Genomic DNA, 16,283 nt, shown 5'->3' with positions numbered 1-16,283 from the left:
GATTGCATCGAAGAACCCGCGAGTACTACCTCGAAGGACTGGCGACGAACAAACCGTCACGATACTCGATTACACGTCGCGAAGTCGACGACGAACCGCATCGCGGTCGATCGTTCCCGAGTGGGTCCGCGGGAGATCGTCGACGAACGCGATCGTTCGCGGTCGCTTGGCCGTCGCGAGACGATCGCGACAGAACGATCGCACCGACTCGGCCGACAGAGACCGATCGTCGACGACGACCACCGCACCGACGCGCTCGCCCCACGTTTCGTCCGGGAGGCCGACTACGGCCGCGTCGATGACGGCCGGATGATCACAGAGTACGCGTCGTACCTCGGCCGGATCGACCGTCTCCCCGCCCGTGACGATCCGATCGCTCCGACGGCCGGTGACCCACAATCGACCGGCGTCGTCCCGGTGTCCGAGATCGCCGGTGACGAACCAGCCGTCGGCGAACGATCGATCGGTCTGTGTCGCGTCGAGATAGCCCGAGGACACCGTCGGACCGCCGACGAGCAGTTCGCCGGTCCCGCCCGGTTCGACTGGACTCCCCTCGTCGTCGACGATCCGAACCGTCGTCCCGACGAGCGGTTGGCCGACCGTGTCGGGCGACGTCGATACCTGCGACGGGGTTGCCGTCGCCACCTGCGAACTCGTCTCCGTCGCGCCGTAGGTCGGGTAAATCGGCACGCCGGCCCCGAGTGCGCGTTCGACCAGCGCCGGCGGTGTGGGCGCCCCACCGACGAGCACGAATCGGAGCGAGTCCGGCGGCTCCCATCCGAGGTCTATGAGCCGTCGAAGCATCGTCGGCACGAGTGAAATGCCGGTACACGCGTACGTAGAGACGGCACCGGCGATCCGATCCGGCTCCGACGACCGAAGGGGAACGACCGCGGTGCCGTATCGTGCCGATCGAATCACCGGCGCGAACCCACCCATGTGATGCATCGGCAAGGGGACCAACCATCGGTCCGACGGATCGACGCCCAGCCGATACGCTGAGGCGTTCGCGCTTTCGAGCAGATTCGAGACGGTGAGTTTCACGCCCTTCGGCCGGCCCGAGGTGCCCGAGGTAAAACAGATCAGTTGCACCCAGTCAGGATCGAGCGAAACGGGATCACCAATCGGTGCTGACGTCGACGTCGTCGTTAGTTCGGGCGAATGGACCGCTTCGTGAACGCCAGATACGTCGTCCGCCCCGGTATCGACCGAACCACCGAACGGAATCGATTCGTCCGAATCGATCAGCTCGGAGAGTCGGTGGACGCCGATACCCCCGCCCGTCGATCCCAGATCGACCGCCGTCGATTCCGTCTCTCCCGTACAAACGATCGCATCGGGGGCCGCCTGCTCGACTTTCGGTCTCAATTCCTCGCTCGATTCGTCTGGCGCGAGCGGAACCAGCGTCACGCCACGACGCATGGCCGCGAAGGCGAGCTGGACGAACGACGGCCCGGGCGGACAGACGACGGCGACCCGGTCGGTCGCGACTGCGTCCAGGTCGGCGGCGATCGCGTCCACCGCCAGATCCAGTTGTCGGTAGGTCCAGCGCCGTCCGTCCAGACCGTCGATCATCGCGAGCCGATCGGGCGTCGCCGCCGTCCGCGTAGTGACGAGGTCAACGACCGAATCGAAGTGAGTCGTCATGTGCCGTCCCAGACGCCCTCCACGCCGAGTCCTTTCGTCTGCGGGATGACCGCCGTTCCCCCGTCGATGAACACGGGATCGGGGCCGAGATCGCGTTCGAGCAACGATGCGGTCGCCAGCCCGGAGGGAAGCACGTTCGGGATGGCTGCGGCGAGGTGGACGGCCGCCGTTCGCGCGACCACCGCGTCGATCGTCGTGGTGACGATCACCCGTCGGTTCGACTCCGCAACCCAGGCTGCGAGCTGACGAGCCACGTCCACGCCACCGAGCGCCATCGGTTTGAAGACGAAGACGTCAGCCGCCTGCGCTTCCAAAATAGCGTCCACACCGTGTTCGAGGACGCCCTCGTCGATTGCGATCGCCACCCCGTTACCCCGAAGCTCCGCGAGTCCGGAGAGCGCACCCGCCGGCAGCGGTTGTTCGAGGATCGAAACGTCGAGCGTATCGAACGATTTGACCGCCCGACTGGCCTGATCGAACGTCCATGCGCCGTTCGCGTCGACGCGGATATCGACCTCGTCACCGACGACCTCCCGCACCTCACGTATCCGCTCTACGTCCTCGTCGACGGAACGCGTACCGACCTTGATCTTACAGCAGCCGAATCCGCGAGCAGACGCGTCGGCCACCGCGGCGGCCGTCTCGTCCGGATCGCCGTCACCGACCGTCGCGTTGACCGGGACCCGTGGAACCCGCGTAAGTGCCCCGAGGTCTCGGTACAACGGCTGTGCATCGATCGTCGAGGCGAGGTCAGCGAGTGCGAGCGAGATGCCGTGTCTCGCCGCGGTGGTGTGATCGGTCGCGTCGATCATGGCCGAGCGACCGTGTTCGCTCGCCTCGACGGCGGCCTCGAGCGCCTCCTCGCAGTCCTCGATCGACTCGGTCCACCCCTCGAGCGGCGTCGCCTCCCCGTAGCCGACGTTCGAACCGTCCGAGAGACGGATCAGAAACCCGGTTCGAGATTCGATCGTTCCGTCCGCGGTCTCGAGCGGCTCGGCGAGCGGACACGTAAAGCGGCGGACGTCGAGTTGGACGCTCACGCGAGGATCAGCCCTCCGGCGAAACAGATTGCATACAGCGTGAGCAGTATTCCGGTCCGTTCGAGCGCCCAGTTGAGATCGCTGCCATCGTGAGTCCAGAGATACCGCGTGAGTAAGGCGGCGTGCGGAATCGTCAGCAGCGGCGCGAGCACGAACGTCGTGAAGGTTGGCTGCGCGTAAAACCAGAACGGGACGAGGTACGCGACAGCGAGCAAGGCCGCGTATTCGTACCGGCTGAATCGCTCACCGAACCTGACGGCGAGCGTCCGCTTGCCGACCGCGGCGTCGGTCTCGATGTCTCGGAGATTGTTCACGACGAGGATCGCCGAGGCGAGCGTGGCCATCGGAACGCCTGCAACGAGCGCTTCGACGACGATCGTGCCGGACGGAATCGAAAGCGTGAGCGGGTCGGCTAGCGTCGCGGCGGCTTGCACGTAGAACGTTCCGGCAACCGCGACGAGACCGAAGAAGACGAAGACGAACACCTCACCGAGGCCGTGGTACCCGAGCGGGTATGGTCCGCCGGTGTAGGCCCAGCCGCAGAACACGCTGAGCAGGCCGATCACGACGATCGGAAGCCCGCCAACGTAGACGAGGTACGTGCCAGTGAGGATGGCGAGCGCGAACGTCGCGATCGTCGCTACTTTGACGCGGTGAGCTGGAATCAACCCGGACTGGGTCACGCGGGTAAAGCCGTCCCGGTCGTCAGTGTCGGCTCCGTGCTTTGCGTCGTAGTAATCGTTCGCGAAGTTCGTTCCGATCTGTATCAGCGCCGCCCCGATCGCCGCGAACAGCGCCGGGTACAACGCGAACACGTGCTCGTGCAGTGCGATCGCCGTTCCGACGAGTACCGGCGCAATCGCGGCCGGCAGCGTCTGCGGACGGGCCGCCATCACCCAGGCTCGTGGACGAGAGACGTTCACCTCGGCCGTCGTCATTGCTCGATCATCCGTTCTGTGAGAGTGTCAACGTTGGCATTGCGCTCGGGGACTCGATCGTGTGGACGATCAGTAGTGCCAGGGGTAGTCGTCGAAGTCGGGATCTCTGTCCTCGACGAACGCGTCACGCCCTTCGCGCGCTTCGTCCGTTCGGTAGCCCAGCCGCGTCGCTTCGCCGGCGAACACTTGCTGACCGACGAAGCCGTCGTCCGCCAGGTTGAACGCGTACTTTAACATCCGCATCGCGGTCGGACTCTTCGCGTTGATTCGCTCGCCCCACGCTATCGCCGTCTCCTCTAACTCCTCGTGCGGGACGACGTCGTTGACCATGCCCATCTCGGCCGCCTCGTCGGCGTCGTAGGTCTTTCCGAGGAAGAATATCTCGCGCGCTTTCTTCTGTCCCACCTGTCGCGCCAGGTACGCCGATCCGAACCCCGCGTCGTAACTTGCCACGTCGGGATCGGTCTGGAGGAACTTCGCGTGCTCGCGCGAGGCGAGGGTCATGTCGCAGACGACGTGCAACGAGTGTCCGCCGCCGACGGCCCAGCCGGGGACGACGCAGACGACGATTTTCGGAATGTGACGAATCTGTCGTTGCACCTCGAGTATGTGAAGTCGGCCGCTCTCCGCTGCGCCGTCCTCGTCTCCCTCGTACTCGTAACCCGCGTCGCCGCGGATTCGCTGGTCGCCGCCGGAGCAAAACGCCCACCCACCGTCTTTCGGGGACGGACCGTTCCCCGTCAGAAGGATGCAACCGACGTCGGTCAGTCGCTTCGCGTGATCCAGCGCGGCGGAGAGTTCGTCGACCGTTCGCGGCCGGAACGCGTTTCTGACCGCGGGTCGGTCGAACGCGATTCTGACCGTGCCGGCGTCGACCGCACGGTGGTATGTAATGTCCTCGAAATCGACGTCCTCGATCGGTCGCCACCGATCGGCGTCGAAGAGTTCGGAAACCATTGTCCGACTATTCAGCGGGCGGACCAAATAGACTGTCGAAGCGGCGACTCACGATACCCATCGCTCGTCGTTCGTGAAAGCGGATTAGGGCGTTCCGTCGCCGAACCGACCGGCCAGACGACTTCCCGCCGCCCGCCAGGCGTCACCCGCCTCCTCGAACACGCGTTCGGCGCGCTCCTGAGCGTCGGAGACGATCGCCTCGGAATCGGCCGTTACCAGCGTGCGGTCTTCTACGACCGGCGTTCCGTCGACGAAGACGTTACTGATCGCCTCGCTCGTCGCGCCGTAGATGAGATTTGGAACGACCGTCTCGAACGGATCGGTGACGGTCGGTGCGATGGACGGGTGGGACAGATCACAGACCAGGAGGTCCGCGCGCTTTCCCCGTTCTAGCGATCCCACGCGGTCGTCGATTCCGAGGGCTGCCGCCCCCTCGATGGTGGCGACGCGGAGCGCCTCCCACGCCGGAAACGCCGTCGGGTCGGTGCGATCGGCCTTCGAAACGAGCGCGGCGGTTCGGAGTTCGCGAACGAAATCGTGACCGCCCGGACCCGGGGCCTGATCGGTGCCGATCCCGGCGGTTCCACCGGCGTCGCGATACTCGACGATCGGCGGGACGATGCCATCGATAGCCACGATCGAACTTGGATTCGCGGCCATCCTGACGCCGGCGTCGGCCAGCGACCGTCGCTCGGCCCGAGACGCTCCGTGGAGGTGCGCCGCGAGGAGTCGATCGTTCAGCACACCTAGTTCTGAGAGAACGCCGATGGTCGTCCGATCATCGCCGTACTGAGCTTCGATCTGACGCTGTTCTCTCTCGCCCTGGGCGACGTGCATGTGAATCGACCGCCCCCGTGACCGACTTCGATCCCGTACCTCCTCTACGAGCCACGTCGGAACCATGTCCAGCGCCTGCGGGCCGTACATGGGTGTCACCAGTTCCGTCCGATCGAACTGGTCGAAGAGCGCCTCGTTTCGCTCGAGTCCGGCTTCGGCCAGGTCGTCGTCCATCGGATAGGGATCGTCCGGTCCGAGCGAACCCCGATCGCTGTCGACGGCGTTGATCGTCTCGGCCGCCGCGACGCCGACACCGAGCGGGAGGTAGACTTCCTCGACGAGTCGGGCGACATCGGCCGCGTACTCCCCCACGGTCGTCACGCCCGATCTAACTGCTTCGAGGACGCCCAGACGCGCCCCGGAGACGGCATCTTCTTCGGTCATCGCCTCCGCGAACGGACCGAGCGTCTGGTTCATCCACTCGATCTCCGGAACGTCCTGGGCACCCCCTCGAAGGAGCGTGAGCCCAGTGTGTGCGTGAACGTCGACGAACCCGGGTAACGTGACGGTCCCGCGTCCGTCAATTTCGCGATCGCCGACAACATCGACCTCGTCTGCTGGGCCGATTACGTCGATATCACCGTCGTCGACGCCGATCGTGGCCGACTCGATGGAGCCGAGAGCTCCACCTCGCATCGTCAGCGCGTGCGTATTTCGGATAACGATGTCCATACCGACGCCTTAGCAGCGAATAGGAAGAAACTGCGGGGTTCGATTCACACGCATCGCCGATTCGTTTTTTATCACACGATAGAAACAGACAGATCGGATGGGCGAGACGTTCTACGACGTCCTGGGGATCGGCCGCGAGGCCGCCAGCGACGAGATCGACGCCGCCTATCGCGAACGCGTGCTCGAAACCCACCCCGACCGTAACGACGCCCCCGACGCGGCCGACGCCTTCAAACGCGTCTGCGACGCGCACGCGGTTCTCGGTGATCCCATCGAACGGGCCAGGTACGACCGGATCGGTCACGATTCGTACTGTCGTTCGAATTCCGCAGTCTCGGGGACGACACCGAGTGCGGATTCGGCGTCGGCCCACGACGTTCGAACCGATGTCGACCAGAGTGGTCGGACGAACGACTCCGAACGGAAGGCGGGAGAACGAACCGAGCGAGAGGGTGCCACCAGTACAAACCGCCGCCGACGTGACGGAGCACATCACCACCGGCAGGGAGGACCGAGTCACCACGCCAGACACCGGGCTCGACGCCAGCGACGGATGCGTTCTGAGGGGTGGTGGGAGTCACGAGAACGCGCATCCGACCGAACGCGGGAATCGACCGATCGCGGCCGCTCGACGCGGTCGAACGGGTTCGAACCGTTCGCCAGTGGATCGACCGAACACAGCGGACGAACCGTCGAAAGCGATCGGTCCGACGATCGCTCGAGTGACTTTACCGTTCACAGCTGGACCGACGAAGTCGACCTCGCGAGCGAACACCGGACGCTCGATCCCGCAACGCTCCTCGGAATCAGTTGCGTCGCCCTGCTCTACCCGCTCTTCGTCTTTGCCACCGTCGCCCCGGTGTTCCCGCTCGGCGTCAACGCCATCGTCGGGCTCTGTACGATCGTCCTCGTCGGGTACCTCCTCACGTTTCCCCGGGTGGCGCTCGTCGCGTTCGGCACCTGGGCCGTACTCGCACCCGCGTGGCTCGCACTCTACGGTCCCATCTCACCGATCTCCGGGCTCGGGCTCGTTGTGCTTGGTGCGTTCTGGACCCCACTCGGATACGCGATCGCGGTGTCGTGGGCACTCAAACCGTAGAACCGAACGGTCAGCGACCGCTCCAAACGTCGGGTCGCGACCTCGACGATCACTCCAGTCGCCGAGAAACCATCTCGGCGAGCGCTTCCCGACGTCGGTGACTCGTCTCTGCGTCCACCTCGACCGACAGCAAGTGAGCGCCATCCGCGTCGAGTGCGTCACGGTAGGCTCGTTCAAACCCGGCGGGCTCAGTTCGTGCGTATTCGAGGCCGTACATCTCAGCGAGCGGTTCGAAATCGAGTCCGTGTGGCGTCAAAAACTGTTCTGTGAAGGGCGGATCGTGGTCCGCTATCGGCAGCGCGTGGAAGATCCCGCCACCGTCGTTGTGAATGACGACGATCGTCGCATCGACTCCGGCTCGTTCGATCGCGAGCAAGCCGTTCGAATCGTGATAACAGGCCAGATCACCAGTCACGAGCGTGAGCGAATCGTCGTCGACGCTCCCGGCACCGAGGGCGGTGCTGACGATACCGTCGATACCGCTGACGCCCCGGTTTCCGAGCACGGTCAGCGACGCCTCACGTCGACCGCCGAATCGATCGGCGTCTCGGATCGGCATGCTGTTCGAAACGAAGACAGTTGCCGGATCGGGCGTCGTTTCGAACACCGTCGAGAGTATCGACCCTTCGAACGGCTCGCGTTCGAGCGACGACTGCGAGAGGGCCTCGTCGTGAATCGAGGCGGTGACCGACTCGGCCCGCCGGAACCGAGCGAGCCAGTCGGGAACGGGCGAGGTGTCGTCGCCCACGCGCGCGTCGAGACGCGCGACGAGTCCGGCTGGATCGGTGACGAGCAGGTCGGTCGCCGAGAACGTCGCCTCTCGCCAGTGACCAGCGGGATCGACGAGGTACTGCGTCGGATTCGCCGTTCGCAGCGCGTGGACGAGCGACTTCGACGTCGGTGGCCCGCCTATTCGGAGGACGCAGTCGGGATCGAACGCGATTCGATCGACGTAGGCGTCGTACGCACAACAGAGAGTCGGAGAGTCGGCCCAGGGTCCGAACCGCACTCCGGAAAGCGGGTCGGCCAGAATCGGTCCGCCAAGTGACTCCGCCAGTGAGACCAGTTCCGATCGCCACTCCCGCTTTGGGGCGACGAGTCCTGGACCGATGGGGCCGACGACGATCGCCGGCCGCGTCGCCGAAGTAAGATCGTCCACGAGCGTTTCGAACGTTCGATCGTCCAGTTCGGCCGTACCGAGAGACGAAGCAACGTACGGACCGTCCCGTTCGTGTTCGAATTCGTCGGCCTGGACCGGCCTCGTTCGCTCGTCGACCGCCTCGATATCGCCGCCAACGTCGGCCTCCGTCACGGCACCCGGTTCGAGGGGCTTCGTGAACGGACAGTTTACGTGGACCGGCCCGGACGGCGCCGTCCGAGTCCGAGCCAGCGCCCGGGCCGCCGTCGTCCGAAGGCTCCTGACCGTCCGATCGACGGCCGACGGCTCGGGGAGATCGACGCTCCAGCGAACTGCACCGCCGAAGAATTTGCGCTGATCGATCGTCTGGTTGGCGCCGCTGTCGCGTAACTCGGGCGGCCTATCTGCTGATAGCACAAGCAAGGGAACGCGACCGCTATCAGCTTCGAGAACGGCCGGGTGGACGTTCGCGACCGCGGTTCCTGACGTACAGACGATCGCCGTTGGTTTGCCGGTTCGACGACTGCGACCGAGCGCGAAGTACGCCCCGGCGCGTTCGTCGAGGTGTGAGAAAACCTCGACGTCCGGGTGAGCGGCGAACGCGACGGTCAACGGTGTCGACCGGCTCCCCGGCGAGATACATACCGCATCGAGACCGCCCGCCGCGAGTTCGTCGACGAGTATCTTCCCCCACAGCGTCGATCGGTTGGGCGCGCTCATCTGAGTTCCTCGAGTATCGGCTTGAACTTCAGTTCGACCTCGTCCCACTCCGCGTCGGGGTCGCTTCCGGCGACGATGCCGTTGCCGGCGAACAGCGTGATCCGACGGTCGGCCGCCACGCCGGATCGGATCGCGACGGCGAACTCCCCGTCGCCGTCGGCGTCGAACCACCCGACCGGAGCGGCGTACCAGCCGCGGTCGAACGACTCGATCGATCGAATCGCGTCGAGGGCCCGCTGCTGGGGAACGCCGCCGACGGCCGGCGTCGGGTGTAACGCTTCGACGACGTCGAGGACGTGTCGCTCGCCGGCGAGTGTGCCGGATATCGGCGTTCGAAGGTGTTGAATCGTCGCCAGGCGTTTGACCCGTCGATCGCCGACGTCGATCCGATCGGCGAGTGGCTCGAGTTGGCGTTCGATCGACTCGACGACGAGTTCGTGTTCGTTCGTAATCTTCTGGCTGGTCTCTAAGTGCGACGCGTAGGTTTCGTCGGTGGCCGGCAGCGATCCGCGGGGAGCCGAGCCTGCGAGAGCTTCGGTATCGATCCTCTCATCCGTCTTGGCGACGAGTCGTTCGGGCGGAACGCCGAAGAACGTCGCCGATCCGAGACCACTGAACGCGAACCGGTAACAATCCGGGTACCGACGCCCCAGCTGGGCGAGCGTCGCGGCGAGCCGAATCGGTCGATCGAGGTCGTTCGTCCGTGCCTGAGCGAGGACGATTTTCTCTAGCGGTGTCGACTCGATGTCCGCTATGGCGGCTTCGATCTGGTCGCGCCATTCGCCTATTTCGGTCGAACGAACCGAATCGACGACGGCGGGGTGACCACTGGCCGTCTCACCGAGTGATCGATCTGGTTCACGGTCGATCGTCCCATCGGTAACGCGATCGTGCCACGATCGGATCGCGTCGTCGATAGATTCGGGCGCGTCGACGACCGTGAGCCAGGTCTCGCCGGTGGTTTCGGTGAGTTGTACGCGCGGAATGACGAACTGCGCCCGGTCGAATCCGTTCCACGGACTCGACGAAGGCGGAGACCGGTCGTCGTGAAAGGCGAAGCCGCCGAACGCACGGGGCCGTGCGATCGCCGGCCCGTCGTGAGCGATCCGTTCGAACACCGTCGAGGCCTGCGTGCGAACCGAATCGAAGCGATCGAGACCGGTCGCGCGGAGTCTCGCGGCCTCCCCGCAACCGACGACGTCGATTCCGTCCGGAGCGCGCCACCGAACGAGGGGACGGACGGTACAATCGAGGAGATCGCAAGGGGAGACGTCGGTGAGCGAACGACTTCTACTGACCAGCGTCTCTGTATCAGCGGTCGAATCAGAGAGTGCTGCCCGACCACCGAGGGGTCGCTCCATCGATACGTGCTCGGAACGGAACCACCTTCAGCCTAACTATATCGCTCTTCTCGCCAGGGGTCGGCCGTTTCCGAGTAGCCGCGTTTCTCCCAGAAGCCCAGTTCCGGTTCGGTGAGGAACTCGACGCCGTCCACCCACTTCGCCCCTTTGTAGGCGTATTTGTGCGGCGTGACGACGCGAACCGGACCGCCGTGGGGGTCGGGCAACGGGTCACCGTCGAATTCCCAGGCGAATAGGACGCCCTCGTGCATGCAATCGGCGAGCGGGAGATCGGTCGTGTAGCCGTCGGACGCAGAAAAGAGAACGTGGGTGGCTTCCTCGGAGACGTCGACCGCTTCGGCGAGCGTCGGAAACGAGATACCCGTAAACGTACAGTCGAATCGACTCCAGCCGGTCACGCAGTGGAAATCCTGTCGTTGGGTCTCGGCCCCCAGCTCGCTGAACGATTCGAACGAAAACGTCCGAGACGATTCGACCGCACCGGAGACGGCGAGAGACCACTCGTCCCGGTCGACGGCCGGCGTCTCTCCCTTGCTCAGGACGGGAAACGCCGTCGTCTCTCGCTGCCCGGGCGGCAGCCGCTCGTCGCCGTGGTCCCGGTAGAGGTCGGTGAGATCTTTCATGCGTTTATCCAGGGGTCTCGGTGACGTATGTGTGGCGGTTTCTGTGCATTCGAGAGACGGTGGCCGAGGTAACGTTCGATTTGACGAGACGCGTGCGCCGGTGAAACTCGGTGAAACGATCGTGGCGACCGTTTCACCCAGTTGCACCGACCGATAGCCGTCACATAACCAAGTCGGGGCTGGCCGACGGATTGCTCGTATGGCAACCAGACAAAAGCTCCGTGAACGGGAGGTATCCGGTGAAACAGCTGAAGAAGTTGGGCAACAAGCCATGAGTCCGGCGCTGATCGCCGCGGGCGCGTCGGTCGCGCTCTCGTGGTACTACTTTTTCGCGCGTGGTGATCGAGAGCGAGGACTGTTCGTCGGGCTCTGGCCGCCGACCATCCTGGCCTTCGCCAGCTACTTCAACCAGCGCCAGATGCGCCAACGCCTGGACACGATCACCCAACCCGGAACGACGATCAAGCGAACGATCGACTCCGTGATGGGCAATAACTGACCACCAGAAATCGACGTATCGAGTACACTCGTCCTATTTCTGACGTCGAACTAGATCTCAGCATCGATCGAAGGGAAGAGAGACGTGACCGAGACGACGGAGTCGGGGAGGAACCGACTGGCGAAGCGGACTGAAACCCGTATCAGGGGCCTCCAATACGCCGGTGTAGAATCCCCGTCAGGCTTAAATACCCCTCCACCGAAACCCGAGTCAGATGCCGAAAGTTGAGCTCACGATCCCGGAACACCTCGAGATGCAAATCGCCCAGATGGTCGAGCGCGGCGAGTTCGTAAACCGCGAAGAAGCGGTCGAAGATCTCCTCTCGACTGGAATTAAGGCCTACAAGACGAGCGGTCCGCAACAGAACGAAGAACCCGGATTCGAAGACGACGGTATGATGGGCCACGACGACGAATACGTGTTCTGAGAACCCCCTTATAGCGTCCCGAGTACCGGTAGTGCGAAGGCGACGATCATTCCGATGAGAAATACGATGAGGCCGAGTCCGACCGCCGAGCGGCCGTACTCGCTCATCGGCGCCGTTTCTCGTATTCCCGCTACCGACTCGTCGTCAGGTTCGTCCGAATCGTCCGTCATCGCTCAACGATTCGGCCGACGAACACTTAAAAACACCTCTCGGCTCCCACGGCGCCATCGAGCCCGCCGGAACCGATTCCGGACGACTTTACTACCGCGGCGACGAATAATCCGCTACATGGGCCTGACGAAACGAATTATCCCCTGTATCGACGTCGACCTCGACGAAGACGGAACCCCCGCCGTCTACACCGGCGTCAACTTCGAGGACCTACAGTATACGGGCGATCCGGTCCAGATGGCTCGCGAATACAACGAAGCGGGCGCCGACGAGTTCGTCTTCCTCGATATCACAGCCTCCGCCGAGGGTCGCGAAACGATGCTCGACGTCGTCAGGGCCGTCGCCGACGAGGTGTTCATCCCGCTAACCGTCGGTGGCGGGATTCGAACCACCGACGATATCGCCGAAACGCTTCGCGCCGGAGCCGACAAGGTGTCCATCACGACGGGTGCGCTAGAGCGGCCGGAACTGATCAGCGAGGGAGCCGCGGCCTTCGGCAGTCAGTGCATCGTCATCAGCGTCGACGCTAGACGTCGGTACGACGATGTGGGTGAACACTACGTCGAGGTCGACGGCGAATCCTGCTGGTTCGAGTGTACGAAAAAAGGGGGGCGCGAGGGGACCGGAATCGACGTCATCGAGTGGGCCGAAACGGCAGCGGAACGCGGCGCCGGCGAATTATTCGTCAACTCGATCGACCGAGACGGAACGAAAGACGGGTACGACCTCGCGCTGACGGGCGCGGTCTGTGACGCCGTCGACACACCGGTCATCGCCTCCTCCGGCTGTGGCGAACCGGCGGACATGTACGACGTATTCACTGAAGCCGACGCGGACGCGGCGCTCGCCGCCTCGATATTTCACTTCGACAGCTACTCGATCGAAGCGACAAAGGAGTACCTCGCAGATCGGGGTATCGAGATTCGATGGTAGTCGGACGGGCACGCCTGAAGCTAGTTCACGCGTCGGATTCGAGCTGTATTCGGTTCAGGCCGACTCGAACGCGTCGCGAAACGCCGCCGCCTTCTCGCGCACGTCGCCCGCGGCCGCTTCCAGTGCGTCGATCGGTTCGACGCTGCCGTCGGTTTTGACCGTCAGAATGGGATCGGTCTGTCCGCCGGACTGTTCTGGGTTGATGTCGTAGGTGGCCGCCCGGATCTCCTCTCGTTCGAGCAGGGTTCCCTTCAGGACGTTCATGAAGGTGTGGTCCTCGCCGGCTATTTCGATGGCGAGTTCCTCGTCGGTGTGTTCGGTGACCCGCAGTTCCATACCCCTACCTGTGCGAGTTAGCTGTTTGTACCTTTCGAAGCCAGCGCACGACGGTATCGATCGAACGGTTCTCGAGTTTCGCCACGACATCGGCTGACGAGACTACGCCAGCCATCGACAACGTTCGGAGGGAAACGCGTATGCCGATCGGAGCGAAGAACGGAGACATGCAGCGATTGGCGCAAGCGGGGATGCTGGTCGGCGTCGTGGCCCTCTTCGCGTGCAGCCTGTATGCGATGTACCGAGTGGACCGCAAGCGCCACTGGCTCGCGCCACTTCGATCGAGACTATATCTCGGCGTCCCGTGGGGATCGCTCGTCGTCGTCGGATTCGTCCTCTGTGTCTATCTGTTCGTCCAGGATGGGTGGACGTCCTGGAGCGAGCCGGTGACGATCCCATTCCGCGCGTGGTCGTATCAATACCCGCTCGGGATGCTCACGGCGTCGTTCTCACACGCCGATGCGAGTCACCTCATCGGCAATCTCACCGGGGCGCTCGTCGTCGCACCGATCGCCGAGTACGCCTGGGGGCACAACCCTCGAGAGACCGGCGAACGAACGCTTCCGTACGTCCCCACAGATCCCCGGGTTCGGGCGTTCGTCGTCTTTCCGGGGGCCGTCTTGGCGATCGGACTGGTGACGAGTCTCTTCGCCGTCGGCCCGGTCATCGGGTTCTCCGGCGTCGTTTACGCATTCGCCGGGTTCGCCATCGTCCGGTATCCGATCGCGACGCTCGTCGGCGTCCTCGGCGCACACGGCGCCCTCGCGACGACGGTTCGAGCCGTTCAGCATCCAATCGTCTGGACCGAACCGACAGCCAGTCCAGCATCGACCCCGTCCTGGGCGACGATCGCCATCCAGGGACACGCGCTCGGCTTTTTCGTCGGATTCCTCCTCGGCCTCGCCTTGCTTCGATACCGACGGACGCTGCCGGACCCTTTGCACCTCTGGCTGGCAATCGTCCTCTTTGCGTTCTCGAAATCACTGTGGGCGATCTACTGGTACGGTCCCGAAGGCGTCTACTACCTCTTTCGAGGACCCGGTGTGCTGGTTATCGTCGCCCTCTCGATCGTCGTAACGCTCGCCGTCGTCGCCTCGGACCGTCCGCTACTACCGACTCGATCGAGCGCGGACGACGCGGGAGTACGTGCACACGATACGAACGAGGCTTCCCGATCGACGGCTACCGACGGCTCGAACGACTCCGAGAACGCGACGGGTCCGGTCGTGCTCGCCGATATCACACCGCCGACCGATACGCCCGAGGTCGAACAGCGTGAACTACCTTCCAGACGCTCGACCGGGCCGGGACAGCGCACCGATATCGAGCCACCCGACGACAGGGATGATCTTCCCGTCGATACACCGATGGTTGACGAGCCGTCCGGTGGAGCCGACCCCGGAGCAGACCAAACCCCATTCGTCGATCGCCTCGGTCGCACACTCGCACTCGATCGCCTCTCTCGACGCGGAACGGCGTTACTCGTCGTCCTGCTCGTCGTCGCGGCGATCACCGGCCCGGCCGTCCTCGTCAACGCCTTCGCATTCGACGCGAGCGACACCGACTCGACGCTCACCGTCGAAGATTATCACGTCACGTACGACGAGCGCGTGGAGAATCAACTCGTGTCGATCGCGCCCATCGAAGCCCTCGGGGTCGGAGAGGCCGTCACCGCCAGCGGCGTCATCGTCTGGTCCGACGACCGAAACGTCTGGACCGACGCGATCAGCGCGAATCGGCTCGCGTTCTACGGCGAGCAGTCGGTCGAACTCGGCGGCCTCGGCTGGCGCGAGACGGTCACCGCCGAGCGAACGGGGTGGGACGTCGTCGGAAACGAAACGGTCTATCAGGTCTGGTTGTCGAGTGACGACCGATCGTCGACTCTCGCGTTCGAATCCGACCCGGTCGACAGCGAAACTCGCGTCGCCAGCTACGGATTCACCGTCGAGTCGTCCGACGGTACCTTCTCGATCTCGGCGAGGGAAGATAACGAAACGGTCGACTCGAAAGCGGTTCCCGACGATGGCGAGTCGGTGGAACTGGAGGGCGTGAGCATCGTTCGTGACGGTGGGGACCTGTTCGCCGAACACGACGGAACCAGCGTCGTGATCGCCACCGTCGAGACGTACAACTGAGCCGCGCTGCCGACGTTCGTCACCACTCGATTCGGTACACCTCGACCGGCAGGTCGCGCCTGTCTTCGGTGTGAAAGTCGAACCGCCGGCCGACCGGAATCTCGGCCGCGAACGCGTGGGTCAGCGACGCACCCACGTCGTCGGCGAACGACTCGACGAACGACCGGCTCCCCTCGTTGTGAATCGTATAGGAGACGGATGCGATATCTGCGATCGCGACGAGAAACGCTCGATCGGCGTGAGACGAAGCGTTCTGGGCGCCAAACGGTGGGTTCGAGAAGACGGTTACACCGGAAATCGAGAGCGGGGGACGGGTCGCGTCGGCCCGTATCCACTCGATCGACCGGTCGGCAAATATCCGCCGTTCGTTCTCGACTGCGGTCGACAGCGCCCCTGCGTCCACGTCGATCCCGACGATTCGATCCGGCCCACCGAATCTAGCGCCGATAGCGAGCATGCCGGTTCCGGTCCCGAGGTCGACGACGGTCCGATCCGACACGTCGCCTGCCATCTCAGCTACGTGACAGACGTGCGAGGCCAGTTCGGGCGACGTGAGATACTGCTCCAGGGAAGCGATCGGCTGGTCGAAGTCACTGACTGCCGACAGCGCCCGAGCCAGTTCCCGCCGCGAGTGCATACCAGGTATGAGACGCGTGGGCGACGAATCGGTTTCGGTTACGTCAGCACAACTCGCAGCGTTGACCACGGTCGTAGCCGTACGCTGAGATGGCCCAGGGCGCGACACGTGTG

16 protein-coding genes are annotated in these 16,283 nt (G+C 64.1%); 5 read left to right on the top strand and 11 right to left on the bottom strand.

Features of this window, described 5'->3' with window-relative positions; genetic code table 11:
- Positions 1–69: 69 nt before the first annotated feature.
- The 5 genes from NKH31_RS14930 to NKH31_RS14910 all read right to left on the bottom strand — a co-directional run bounded on the left by NKH31_RS14930 (position 70) and on the right by NKH31_RS14910 (position 6,091).
- Positions 70–1,647, bottom strand: coding sequence for a class I adenylate-forming enzyme family protein (locus NKH31_RS14930; RefSeq protein ID WP_254862587.1), 1,578 nt, complete (start codon positions 1,645–1,647; stop codon positions 70–72).
- Entirely contained in the window at positions 1,644–2,687 is a 1,044-nt protein-coding gene (menC, locus tag NKH31_RS14925; RefSeq protein ID WP_254862586.1) for an o-succinylbenzoate synthase, read from the bottom strand. Before menC ends, NKH31_RS14930 begins: the two co-directional genes overlap by 4 nt.
- Positions 2,684–3,625: a 1,4-dihydroxy-2-naphthoate polyprenyltransferase gene (locus NKH31_RS14920; RefSeq protein ID WP_254862585.1), complete on the bottom strand. Its 942-nt coding sequence runs from the start codon at positions 3,623–3,625 to the stop codon at positions 2,684–2,686. The genes menC and NKH31_RS14920 overlap by 4 nt, the downstream gene beginning before the upstream one ends.
- A gap of 69 nt (positions 3,626–3,694) precedes the next feature.
- Positions 3,695–4,582, bottom strand: a complete 888-nt coding sequence (locus NKH31_RS14915; protein WP_254862584.1) for a 1,4-dihydroxy-2-naphthoyl-CoA synthase — start codon at positions 4,580–4,582, stop codon at positions 3,695–3,697.
- An 84-nt stretch (positions 4,583–4,666) separates the two neighbouring features.
- Complete coding sequence (locus tag NKH31_RS14910; protein WP_254862583.1) at positions 4,667–6,091, bottom strand: amidohydrolase family protein; 1,425 nt, start codon at positions 6,089–6,091, stop codon at positions 4,667–4,669.
- 97 nt (positions 6,092–6,188) lie between these two features.
- On the opposite strand from NKH31_RS14910, the gene NKH31_RS14905 reads away from it, so the two are divergent.
- On the top strand, positions 6,189–7,190 hold the full coding sequence (locus NKH31_RS14905) for a DnaJ domain-containing protein (protein WP_254862582.1): 1,002 nt from the start codon (positions 6,189–6,191) through the stop codon (positions 7,188–7,190).
- Positions 7,191–7,239: 49 nt separating this feature from the next.
- On the opposite strand, the gene menD is transcribed toward NKH31_RS14905, so the two are convergent.
- Genes menD through NKH31_RS14890 form a run of 3 tightly spaced genes read right to left on the bottom strand, consistent with a single transcriptional unit; the run spans position 7,240 to position 11,032 of the window.
- Positions 7,240–9,048, bottom strand: a complete 1,809-nt coding sequence (gene menD / locus NKH31_RS14900) for a 2-succinyl-5-enolpyruvyl-6-hydroxy-3-cyclohexene-1-carboxylic-acid synthase (RefSeq protein ID WP_254862581.1) — start codon at positions 9,046–9,048, stop codon at positions 7,240–7,242.
- On the bottom strand, positions 9,045–10,409 hold the full coding sequence (locus NKH31_RS14895) for an isochorismate synthase (protein ID WP_254862580.1): 1,365 nt from the start codon (positions 10,407–10,409) through the stop codon (positions 9,045–9,047). The genes menD and NKH31_RS14895 overlap by 4 nt, the downstream gene beginning before the upstream one ends.
- Positions 10,410–10,441: 32 nt before the next feature.
- Complete coding sequence (locus tag NKH31_RS14890) at positions 10,442–11,032, bottom strand: sulfite oxidase-like oxidoreductase (protein WP_254862579.1); 591 nt, start codon at positions 11,030–11,032, stop codon at positions 10,442–10,444.
- Between the two features lie 199 nt (positions 11,033–11,231).
- Here NKH31_RS14890 and NKH31_RS14885 point away from each other — a divergent pair, with 199 nt between their 5' ends.
- Together NKH31_RS14885 and NKH31_RS14880 are read left to right on the top strand one after the other, a co-directional pair.
- Positions 11,232–11,531: a hypothetical protein gene (locus NKH31_RS14885; protein WP_254862578.1), complete on the top strand. Its 300-nt coding sequence runs from the start codon at positions 11,232–11,234 to the stop codon at positions 11,529–11,531.
- Between the two features lie 214 nt (positions 11,532–11,745).
- Positions 11,746–11,958, top strand: coding sequence for a ribbon-helix-helix domain-containing protein (locus NKH31_RS14880; protein ID WP_254862577.1), 213 nt, complete (start codon positions 11,746–11,748; stop codon positions 11,956–11,958).
- Between the two features lie 8 nt (positions 11,959–11,966).
- On the opposite strand, the gene NKH31_RS14875 is transcribed toward NKH31_RS14880, so the two are convergent.
- Entirely contained in the window at positions 11,967–12,128 is a 162-nt protein-coding gene (locus NKH31_RS14875) for a DUF7550 family protein (RefSeq protein ID WP_254862576.1), read from the bottom strand.
- 118 nt (positions 12,129–12,246) lie between these two features.
- Between NKH31_RS14875 and hisF the strand changes: the two genes are divergently transcribed.
- On the top strand, positions 12,247–13,062 hold the full coding sequence (gene hisF / locus NKH31_RS14870; RefSeq protein WP_254862575.1) for an imidazole glycerol phosphate synthase subunit HisF: 816 nt from the start codon (positions 12,247–12,249) through the stop codon (positions 13,060–13,062).
- 54 nt (positions 13,063–13,116) lie between these two features.
- Here hisF and NKH31_RS14865 read toward each other — a convergent pair whose 3' ends face one another.
- The gene (locus NKH31_RS14865) at positions 13,117–13,398 is read right to left on the bottom strand and encodes a DNA-directed RNA polymerase subunit L (RefSeq protein WP_254862574.1); all 282 of its coding nucleotides are present in this window, start codon (positions 13,396–13,398) and stop codon (positions 13,117–13,119) included.
- A gap of 167 nt (positions 13,399–13,565) precedes the next feature.
- Between NKH31_RS14865 and NKH31_RS14860 the strand changes: the two genes are divergently transcribed.
- Positions 13,566–15,533, top strand: a complete 1,968-nt coding sequence (locus tag NKH31_RS14860) for a rhomboid family intramembrane serine protease (RefSeq protein ID WP_254862573.1) — start codon at positions 13,566–13,568, stop codon at positions 15,531–15,533.
- A 19-nt stretch (positions 15,534–15,552) separates the two neighbouring features.
- On the opposite strand, the gene NKH31_RS14855 is transcribed toward NKH31_RS14860, so the two are convergent.
- Positions 15,553–16,170, bottom strand: a complete 618-nt coding sequence (locus NKH31_RS14855) for an METTL5 family protein (protein WP_254862572.1) — start codon at positions 16,168–16,170, stop codon at positions 15,553–15,555.
- Positions 16,171–16,283: the final 113 nt, after the last annotated feature.

This window comes from Halovivax gelatinilyticus (assembly GCF_024300625.1).
In the GTDB taxonomy this organism is placed as follows: Archaea; Halobacteriota; Halobacteria; order Halobacteriales; family Natrialbaceae; genus Halovivax; species Halovivax gelatinilyticus.
The sequence above is the reverse complement of the archived record's forward strand: the minus strand, read 5'-3'. Positions and strand labels throughout refer to the sequence as shown.

Coding starts and splice junctions, on each gene's coding strand:
- NKH31_RS14930 (WP_254862587.1), bottom strand. CDS start 1,647: ATGACGACTCACTTCGATTCGGTCGTTGACCTCGTCACTACGCGGACG.
- NKH31_RS14920 (WP_254862585.1), bottom strand. CDS start 3,625: ATGACGACGGCCGAGGTGAACGTCTCTCGTCCACGAGCCTGGGTGATG.
- NKH31_RS14915 (WP_254862584.1), bottom strand. CDS start 4,582: ATGGTTTCCGAACTCTTCGACGCCGATCGGTGGCGACCGATCGAGGAC.
- NKH31_RS14910 (WP_254862583.1), bottom strand. CDS start 6,091: ATGGACATCGTTATCCGAAATACGCACGCGCTGACGATGCGAGGTGGA.
- NKH31_RS14905 (WP_254862582.1), top strand. CDS start 6,189: ATGGGCGAGACGTTCTACGACGTCCTGGGGATCGGCCGCGAGGCCGCC.
- menD (WP_254862581.1), bottom strand. CDS start 9,048: ATGAGCGCGCCCAACCGATCGACGCTGTGGGGGAAGATACTCGTCGAC.
- NKH31_RS14895 (WP_254862580.1), bottom strand. CDS start 10,409: ATGGAGCGACCCCTCGGTGGTCGGGCAGCACTCTCTGATTCGACCGCT.
- NKH31_RS14890 (WP_254862579.1), bottom strand. CDS start 11,032: ATGAAAGATCTCACCGACCTCTACCGGGACCACGGCGACGAGCGGCTG.
- NKH31_RS14885 (WP_254862578.1), top strand. CDS start 11,232: ATGGCAACCAGACAAAAGCTCCGTGAACGGGAGGTATCCGGTGAAACA.
- NKH31_RS14880 (WP_254862577.1), top strand. CDS start 11,746: ATGCCGAAAGTTGAGCTCACGATCCCGGAACACCTCGAGATGCAAATC.
- NKH31_RS14875 (WP_254862576.1), bottom strand. CDS start 12,128: ATGACGGACGATTCGGACGAACCTGACGACGAGTCGGTAGCGGGAATA.
- hisF (WP_254862575.1), top strand. CDS start 12,247: ATGGGCCTGACGAAACGAATTATCCCCTGTATCGACGTCGACCTCGAC.
- NKH31_RS14865 (WP_254862574.1), bottom strand. CDS start 13,398: ATGGAACTGCGGGTCACCGAACACACCGACGAGGAACTCGCCATCGAA.
- NKH31_RS14860 (WP_254862573.1), top strand. CDS start 13,566: ATGCAGCGATTGGCGCAAGCGGGGATGCTGGTCGGCGTCGTGGCCCTC.
- NKH31_RS14855 (WP_254862572.1), bottom strand. CDS start 16,170: ATGCACTCGCGGCGGGAACTGGCTCGGGCGCTGTCGGCAGTCAGTGAC.